This window comes from Pseudoclavibacter soli DSM 23366 (assembly GCF_000423505.1).
Taxonomy (GTDB): Bacteria; Actinomycetota; Actinomycetes; order Actinomycetales; family Microbacteriaceae; genus Pseudoclavibacter_A; species Pseudoclavibacter_A soli.
Map to the genome: position 1 here is coordinate 103,471 of NZ_AUIC01000006.1, position 8,675 is coordinate 112,145.

General features: G+C 60.6%; 6 protein-coding genes and 1 pseudogene. 5 read left to right on the top strand and 2 right to left on the bottom strand.

What is annotated here, in order from left to right; translation table 11 throughout:
• Positions 1-347 precede the first annotated feature (347 nt).
• Genes G557_RS13400 through G557_RS14120 form a run of 4 tightly spaced genes read left to right on the top strand, consistent with a single transcriptional unit; the run spans position 348 to position 4,802 of the window.
• Positions 348-2,120 (top strand): phage tail tip lysozyme, encoded by a 1,773-nt coding sequence (locus G557_RS13400; protein ID WP_169337755.1) that lies wholly within the window; start codon positions 348-350, stop codon positions 2,118-2,120.
• Between the two features lie 58 nt (positions 2,121-2,178).
• Positions 2,179-2,874 (top strand): hypothetical protein, encoded by a 696-nt coding sequence (locus G557_RS0106870; RefSeq protein WP_028245467.1) that lies wholly within the window; start codon positions 2,179-2,181, stop codon positions 2,872-2,874.
• Entirely contained in the window at positions 2,871-4,010 is a 1,140-nt protein-coding gene (locus G557_RS0106875) for a C40 family peptidase (protein ID WP_084627056.1), read from the top strand. Before G557_RS0106870 ends, G557_RS0106875 begins: the two co-directional genes overlap by 4 nt.
• A gap of 12 nt (positions 4,011-4,022) precedes the next feature.
• Entirely contained in the window at positions 4,023-4,802 is a 780-nt protein-coding gene (locus G557_RS14120; protein WP_028245469.1) for a hypothetical protein, read from the top strand.
• Here the strand turns inward: G557_RS14120 and G557_RS13405 are convergent, their stop codons facing one another.
• Both G557_RS13405 and G557_RS0106895 read right to left on the bottom strand, forming a co-directional pair.
• Entirely contained in the window at positions 4,803-5,774 is a 972-nt protein-coding gene (locus tag G557_RS13405) for a J domain-containing protein (protein ID WP_051224806.1), read from the bottom strand.
• A 535-nt stretch (positions 5,775-6,309) separates the two neighbouring features.
• A complete protein-coding gene (locus G557_RS0106895) occupies positions 6,310-7,788 on the bottom strand; it encodes a UvrD-helicase domain-containing protein (RefSeq protein ID WP_028245471.1) in 1,479 nt (492 codons plus the stop codon).
• Between the two features lie 63 nt (positions 7,789-7,851).
• On the opposite strand from G557_RS0106895, the pseudogene G557_RS0106900 reads away from it, so the two are divergent.
• A pseudogene (locus G557_RS0106900) lies at positions 7,852-8,675 on the top strand (hypothetical protein); the annotation flags it as partial.

Sequence of the window (8,675 nt, forward strand, 5' to 3'; positions counted from 1 at the left end):
AAAGAGCAGCGCATCCACGGAGCTGCCCGCAGCGGGAACCGCTGTGAACACAAACCCATCATCGGGCGCAGATGCACCAGCCCGGGCGGGCAGGGGGACCATATCTGGCCATGGTCGTTCGGCGGCGCCACAGCCATGTCGAACTATCAGAATCTGTGTGGCGTCCACAACCGCAGAAAATCGAACCACCGCCCCTCTCGCCTGTATGTCTGGCGACTGGAACGACGACGACGACGGTATTTCCCCCAAGGGGAGGACCCCCATGTCGAATGGCGGATCGGCCGGGCGCGTTGAAGCGCTCCTCCGCATAAGTGGTGTGTATGCGCAAGTCAGGGTTTCACCGCGGGATGACCGCAGCCTTATTGGGGGCCAGTCTGTTCCTCAGCGGCTTCGCGTCTGTAGACGTCGCCGACACGGAGGCGATAAGCCCCACCACGCTCACCCCTATCCTCGCCGCATTGGACTCGGGGATCTCACAGAGCTTTATCTCGGAAGCCCAGGCAGCTCAGATCACCCCCGTGTCACGCACAGCGGCCGGTATCGCAGCAGCAAACCCAGCGGACGATGTATCGGCTCCATCTATTGAGGACGCCGTCAACGATACGAGCTCGCTCGATGAGTGGTTAGCCGCGAATGAGCAGACGTGGACTTCCATCGACACACTGGACATGGGTTGGATCATGTCAGCCGCGGTGCAGCTGAAAGCGAATAATAACGTCGATCTGCTCTCTTCACCAGAGCTGAAGTGGAAGATCGGCCTTGCCATCGCCCAGTACGACCCGAGCGGCGAGTACCGTCGTCTCGACAACTTCGCCGAGTACATGGGCGGAAATGAGACAAGCACCTACGACCATTTCGAACGCCCGGATGAAGAAGAGCAGACGGAGAGTCAGAAGGAGAGCTACGCGAAGACCGAGCAGCTCTACACTCTGCTCGGCAAGCTCATCGGTCTCAGCGATGAGAATGTCAAAGCAGCCTACGACATCGGCCTCAAATGGGCGCTCGGGCAGACCACCACATGCAATAGTGACGGCTCTGAGCTCAGCGGCACCAACGAGCTGGAGAAGATCTACAACTGGTTGCAGTCCAACGCCGAGATGACGGCGGAACAGGCTTCTGGCGTGGTCGCCAACATATCAGCGGAATCAGGAGGCATTCCTTGGAAGGCTGAAATCGCCGGCGGGAGCCTGAATGTGAAATTTGGCTGGGGCATTGTTCAGTGGACAAATGCACCGGGCTCAACTGAACAGACTGGCCGTCACAGCAAAGTCCGCGACTACGTCAAAGAGAAGCTCGGGGATAAGTTCTACACGTCTCAGTACAGCACCCCACTAGCGACAGAGGCACTGACTGCAGAGGAAATCGACCAGCTCCTCTCAGTCCAGCTCGACTACATGAAACAGGAACTCTCCACGAGCTATCAGGCGGTCTGGGACGGCATCAAATCTTCATCAAGTCCCGAGGACGCAGCCGAGATCTGGGTCAGGCAGTATGAGCGCCCCAGAGAGATTGAGAAAGCCGTCACCGATCGGCGTAAGGCTGCCGCAGCATGGTACGCGTCCCATGGCGGGAGCGGCGCCTCCAGCTCGACCTCGAGCTCGAGCTCCACGGACTCCGGCAGCTCGTCGGTACAGACCTGCTCGGGGGGCGGCGACACCGAGGTGCCGACCTATGTGGGTGACATTGCGATGCCGTTGGCGAAACTGGAAATCAGTGACCAGTATGGAGTGCGCATACACCCCCTCAGCGGTATTCGAAAGTTCCACTATGGAATGGACTACAAGGCGGTTATTGGGACACCTGTCTACGCCATCGCCGATGGGACCGTCAAAAGTGCCGGAGCGCTGGGCACCTGCGGCATCGCGATAGAGATCTACCACAACATCAACGGAAGCCAGATCGGCACGCGATCCTGCCATCTCAGCCAAGCACTTGTGAGCGCCGGAGATACCGTCACCAAAGGCCAACAGATTGCATTGTCAGGCAATACCGGCGGTTCAACGGGTGCACACCTCCATTTTGAAGTTCGCACGAGTTGGTCTTTCGCGCAGGACGGATCCACTGCAGGTAACTCGGTGAATCCTGATGAGTGGTTGAAAGCACAGGGTTCAAGTGAGTGACCGTCAAGCCTCCACTTCCGTGCGACGATGGCTGGCCGGGCACAGAATTTCTGTCGGCTTGTCTGTTTTTGCACTCATTGCCTTGGTGACTGTCATTCCCGTGACGCTCAAGGCGTGTAATAGTTCTGCCGCTCAGACTGACGCTCAGCAGGGAGCCTCCGCAACAGCTGAAGTGCCAACCCCAGACACGGATGAGAGCCCAAGTGCAGACGTTTTCGAAGGATGGCAAGAAGACTCCGACTTAGAGGGCGCCATCCCGCTGGACTCATCACAGTGGACGAGAGTCGAAGAGGCTCGCGCGGCTGCCGCATCGGGCTTCTCCTCGGCGCAGCAGCGCGCCGCCGAGATTGCCGTTCTCGCAGCGGTGCAGTACACGAGTACCGAGACCGATGAACAGCGGACGCAGCGACTCAGCAGATACTTCACAGCCGACGCTACCGGATTTGAGGGGGAGCCGACACTCAAGACCCGACTGCACGCACGCGAAGTCGGAATGCACGAAGAGGCTTATGGATGGCTCGATTCTCCCAGTAGTGCCTTCGCTCAAGTGACAGATTATCTCGGGAATGGAATTCCATACGCACAGGTCATTGTGCCTGTTGCATACGCCGCTGAAATCACCCTTGTCGGAGATGACACCATTCTGCGCTACCCCGGCAGCGGGGTCTGGTCGGTGTGGGTGCCTTACTACCCGGAGGACGGCACTCTTGCTGTCGCGATCGACGGCCCGCGACAAGACCAGGTGGAAATATGAGTGAGAAGACCAACGGAACTACACGAAAGCGTCCTCCAGAGTCCGCCAAGCCTGCCTCGCAGCCAGCGAATATGCCGGACATCGGTGCCGTCAGGGGTCTGCCCAAAAGTGACAAGAGCCTTACACCGACCGATTCACTGGCGCGAAGGCCATCGACCAACATTGACAGAGGTTTGGGTCAGGCTACTTCGAAGCATGACGGGCAAGCAATCCGGCGGGGGAGTGCTCCCAGCTTCACTGGCACCAGTCAAGACAGCTCTTCTGAAACCGGTCTGACAGGCACCGAGACGAAGGCTCTGCCTCATGCTGAGGGCTCGGGCCAAAACCGCACGAGAACCAGTGCGCCCAGTGGGTTGGACAACCTGAAAAAGGAAGCGGTCAAGAAAGCTGCGAAAGCAGCAATTCCCGGTGGCGCCGCGATCGACAAAGCGCCTGTATTGGGCAAGCTCTTGGACAAGGCTGCCGGGAAAGTCGCCAAAGGGATCAACGGTAAGAAGATACTCATCCTCGCCCTTGTCCCGCTCCTGCTGTTCTTTGGCCCGATTTTCGGCGTCGCAATGCTCATCCCCAGTCTGGGACAGTCCACGACCTCGAAAACCTCCGACTCTGTAACCTCCTCTGTTGCTGAGGACGACGTCGACACCGACACACAGGACGACATCGCATCCTGTGCCACCAACGGGCAGTCCACTAAGACTGAGGACTCGAATGATGAGTGTGCCGAGGTGACGGTGGACGCATCCAATGCGAGTTCATCGGACTCCGGCGAAGAGGTGGCAACTGGCACCCGCGCCGAGATTGTAGAGTACGCCAAGTCATTACTCGGCACACCATACCTGTATGGCGGAAGTAGCCCTGAAGAGGGCGGCATGGATTGCAGCGGGTACATGGTCTACGTCTTCAAGCACTTCAATATCAGCCTCCCGCGCACAGCGGAGGAGATGAGAGACTCTGGCCGTTCCATATCCCAATCTGAGCTCCAGCCGGGTGATCTTGTGGTCTGGACAGATCATGGGCACGTGGCCATGTACGTCGGGAATAATCAGATTGTGGAGGAGCCCCGCCCTGGTAAGAGCGCGCAGCTCGTGGACATCAGGGATGCCGATGTCACTATTTTTCGAAACGTGATTGACTGAGAAGAGGATCACATGAACAACATCCGCGAGTGGGCGCAGACCCACAGAGTCGCTTCACTGTCCATTGTCGTGGGCACCATCGTCTTGATCGGAGTCCTCATCACCCGTCCGTGGACATGGGGAGATAACGATGAGACGAGCGCGACGTCCGAACGTCCCTCTACGACAGTGGAGGTAGACCCCGGGTCGAGCGACACCGGCGAATCAACCGATATGACGGACAGCGCCGACGGTGACAGCACGGACACGAGCTCCAGCAGCAGCAGCAGCAGCAGCAGCAGCAGCAGCAGCAGCAGCAGCTCCGGCAGCTCAGACGCAACGGACGCGTCTCTTGCCCGGCAGCAGGAGATCCGCGACAATTATGGCGCTGATCTGAAACCCGCACGTTTGGAGCTGGCCAAACGTGTCGTTCAGCAGTACGTTGCCGTTGGTGCAAATGAGAACTACGAACAGCGCAGCGCAGCTATGAGCAGCCTCGTTCGTGAATTCGATGCGACTGCACTTTCACAGGTCGGACGTACGGTCTTTGGCAGAGACTCCACCACTGACGCAGTGATCACATTCACCGCCACTGACGCCTCTCTGTGCGATACGAGCACTTACGACGGAGTTGTCGCCGCTAATATCTGCGTGACCGGCGACTGGGAGGCGCAGATCACTGAAGGAACCGAGACTCATCGCGAGTACGGCTCGGGGACATGGATTGTGTTGGTCGACTACGACCACGACAGCGACCAGGCGTTCAAGATCATTGACCCAGCCAGCTACGAACTCGAATGGCACAAGGGTTGATCAACGGCGGCTGAGCAGGTTCCCCAGTCGTTCCAGACGGCTCACCCTGGTCAAAGCCTCGATGTCTCCCGGCCGGCTGGCTCCGCCAATTCGAGTCGCAGAGCTATCCAGCCAGATGGCTGCGCCCGGCAGGGCTCGGCTGTCAGCCCAGACCACAACGTCTCCGCCGGCGCCTCCGGTAAGTGACTCCACATTCAACAGCAGCCTTCTCGAGTCCGAGACCATGACCTCACGAACCCACAGCAGCTCGGCCCCGGCCTGCGCCGCGCCAGCGGCGAGTTTGCGCACACGGGATACACGGGACATATCCGCGACAGCGGCCAGCCATACCCATACTCCGACAGCGGCCGCGACTGCGGCAAGCGAACACAGAGCCCCTGGGACGCTGTACAGGTACCAGCTGAGCGCGACAGCAGCCGCGCTGGCCAGACGCTTCCAGCCAAGTGACCGCCAAACGGCGACGGCCACACCGATCGCACCGAGAAGAGCCGCGGCACCGGAGAGCCCGCCTAACCGCCATGCCACGATAAACAGCACCGCGGCGACCACTGCAGCTGCCGCGGAGACAGTAGCGAGGCTGCGGATCACGCTCCCTCGATTCAGCTCGATCTTCCACACTCTCTTTGTGGGGCGAGGGTCTTGCACCGCCTCCGGGTACGAGCTGGGCTGATCCTGTGCAGCGGCGTACACGTTGGAGACGTGCTCGCTCTGGGGGTTAGGGGTGATGGGCGGCTGCTGTTGGGCGAGATGGTCGCGATCATAGCGTGCCCGGAGTTCGGGAGTACGGATCATGTTGTAGGCCGCGTTGATGCGTGCTGTCGCTGCCTCACCGTCCGGTCCGACGATGTCGGGGTGGTTCTTGCGGACCTGGGTCTTCCATGCGGCTCGGATGACATCGTCGTCGGCGTTGCGTGTGACGCCGAGAACGGCATATGGGTCGAAGTCGGGCTCGTCGTTCACAGTGACCCCCATGGAATGAAGTAGGCGACCTGGACAAGCAGGCACACGAGAAGTTTCAGCTCAGCAAACAGGACTGGCCGCCACGGCAGCTCGTCCCGGTGTCTGCGGTAGATCACCAAGGAACGAATACCAGCATGAACCGCGGTAGGCAGCACGATCACTGACGCAGCCCAGAGCATCAGTGCGAAGACGGCCGAGTAGGTGGACTGACCTGCCCACAGCGCGACGCTGAACACGGATGGGACCAACGGCCACGAGATGCGCGAGCGGTACCGGATCAGCAGCTCGCGCGGAGTGTAGTCACCCCAGCTGAACGTGCGAAGAAACGCCCGTACCCCCGTGTCTCGACGCGGGAACAGGTGGGCGTGAAGCGCCTGTCCCCATGTGGCTTTCGGCGGTTTCTTCGATGTGCCAGTGCGGGGATCAGACTTCGTCTTGGAGGTTGTGGGTGCTGCCTTCTTGGATGAAGGTGTGGTCTTAGCTTGGATCCGGCCATTTCCGCCCGTGCCCCGCCTTGCCGCAGTGTGTCTCCGGCGCTTAGTTCTGCTCATACTTCAGGACTATGCGAGTTCCCTCGCTCGCCGGCAATTGCTCTCGCATCCAGATGCCGTTGAGCTCGGGTGACCGCGACGTAGGCGACCATGAATTCCTCACTGGCAGCTTTTTTACGTACCCCCGGCTCAAGTGCTTCAGTGAAGTCGTCGGCGATCCGGACATGCCGCCACTGCCGCCCCTTGGCCTGATGGCAGGTGGTCAGCACGCACTGCGCCTGCTCTGCCGGCAGCTGCGATGCCCTCTTGACGGCGCGACGCATCGTATCGGATCCGAACTGTTGCACCAGCTGTACCTGCCCGGCGATGTCAGGTGGGCATTCAGGTGTGTTCGCAAAGGCGACCACCTCATCCCAGTCTTTGAATGAGGCGAAGTCAGTGTCCGTGGTGAAATGTCTGCTGGTCAGCTGCTCCGAGACTTCGGCCATGCGCAGAATGCCGCGGGTTTTAGCCTCGCCCACGATACTCACGTCGACTCCTTCTGCCTGCAGGGTGAGCATCTGCCGCACCATGCCGGCATTGGTGCGGCAGATGAAGGCATCCGGCACACGGTGACTGTCGTGGTCTCGCCAGACGCTGGAGCGCTTGTTCGTACCACGGATACGGCGATCGTCTCCGAGATGGGACAACCAGTGATTGGCCTCGTCGGCAATAGCCTGCCCAAAGCGGAAAGACTGGGTGAGTGTCTGACGTACGCCGTCGAAGCTCGCCAGCGCATCCACAGCACCACGCCAGCCGTAGAGCTGTTGGGCTGAGTCGCCGACAGTGACGATCTGCGCTGACTGGTGCTTCAACAGGTTCACGATCACCGGATTGGCGTCCTGAGCTTCGTCGAAGAGCACGTAGTCCGCGTCAAGAACAGGATTGGTCAGCGCCCACATTTTCAGCACCATGTCGTGGGTGACCGGGGTGTCTGCCTGTAGGTCATTGGCTGTCTCCCAGATCTTTTTGGCGACGTGCAGGATTGCGTCGTTCAGGTCCGCGAGGGTTCGCTCATCGGGGGAGAGCTCGTACAGGACAGTCTGGGGGATGACGACATGCTCTACTCCGAGCTGTTGGTCGACCGACTGGCAGAACGCTTCCACTGCGTTCAACCCCAGATGCATTACCTGCCACGACGTGATGCGTCCGAAATCCGACCCGAAGGGGGCAGCACCCCACACTTCTTTGCGCTCCTTAGCCCCTGGTAGTTTCCCGGTCAGGCGCTGCCTTCGAGCACGCCCGAAGTGTTCATAGGCGATTGAGTGGGGCGTTCTCACTTCGGCAGTGTCCGGGAACGACCCGCGGGCGTCGCGCGCGGTGTGCGCGTTATAGGCCAGGTAGAGACCTCGCCCGGCAGCGTGCTCCGCCATTGTTCGCAGCAGTGTGGTCTTGCCGGCACCTGCGCAGGCCTCAATTGTGAGCGCTTCCTTTTTGAGGAAGACATCGAGCGCGCAGGCCTGCTCGGCGGTCAGATGCAGGTCGGAATCATTCATGCGGATACCTGTGCGCGGGGGTCTCGACAGACAACCGCTGTGTCTCCGCATAGTCATAGTCTGATGAGCAAACTGATCGGTGTCGTAGAAATCCCCGCCATTGTCGAGCCGCTGCGCGAGGCAGGCATCACCGTCGTCACCGGCGACGGCTGGATGGCTTCTGCGCGCGCCATCCGTGACTCACGCAAGACCGCCGGAGCCTTTCCCGTGCTGGTCGGCGATGTCGCCAACCCCACGCTCCAGGCGTGGGTGAACGCCATGATCTCGCAGGGAGACACCCTCGTCACCGTCGTCTCAGATGAGGGGCACACAGGCAATGTGACGGGCGCAGGGGAGCACTTCTCGTCAGTGAGCACCCCCGTGCCGATCGCTGACCTCCTGCCGTCCGGCCTCACCGGGATTCTGGGCACGCTGTACGCACTGGACGTGTACGCCGCCGATCAGGCACCGGAGGACGAGCTCTTTGATTTGGCCGTCGATGGGGGTGAACCAGAGCCCACGGCCAATGCGGGGCTCGACGATTTCGACTTCGCCACAACCGCCGATCCGACGCCATCAGCTGAGACGCCATCAGATCCCGTGCGCCCTGTCGATGCCCCGGCAGCACCGCAGGTGCCAACTACCCCGCAGACACCAGCCGGGCACGACTTCGAAGCCTGGAGTGTCCCCCGACCAGAACCGGTGACGGTGCCCCAGCCGCAGGCTGCCCTCATCCCGCCGTCTGCCCAGCAGACGCCCCCACCTGTCCAACCGGCCCCGGCTGAGGATACTGGCAGCGACCTGTTCAACGCCGCGATCACACAAGTCGAGCCAGCTGCACCTGTGGATGACTTCGGTACCTTCGGCATCCCCCAGCCGGAGCCAGTCAACACACCCCGACCACAGGC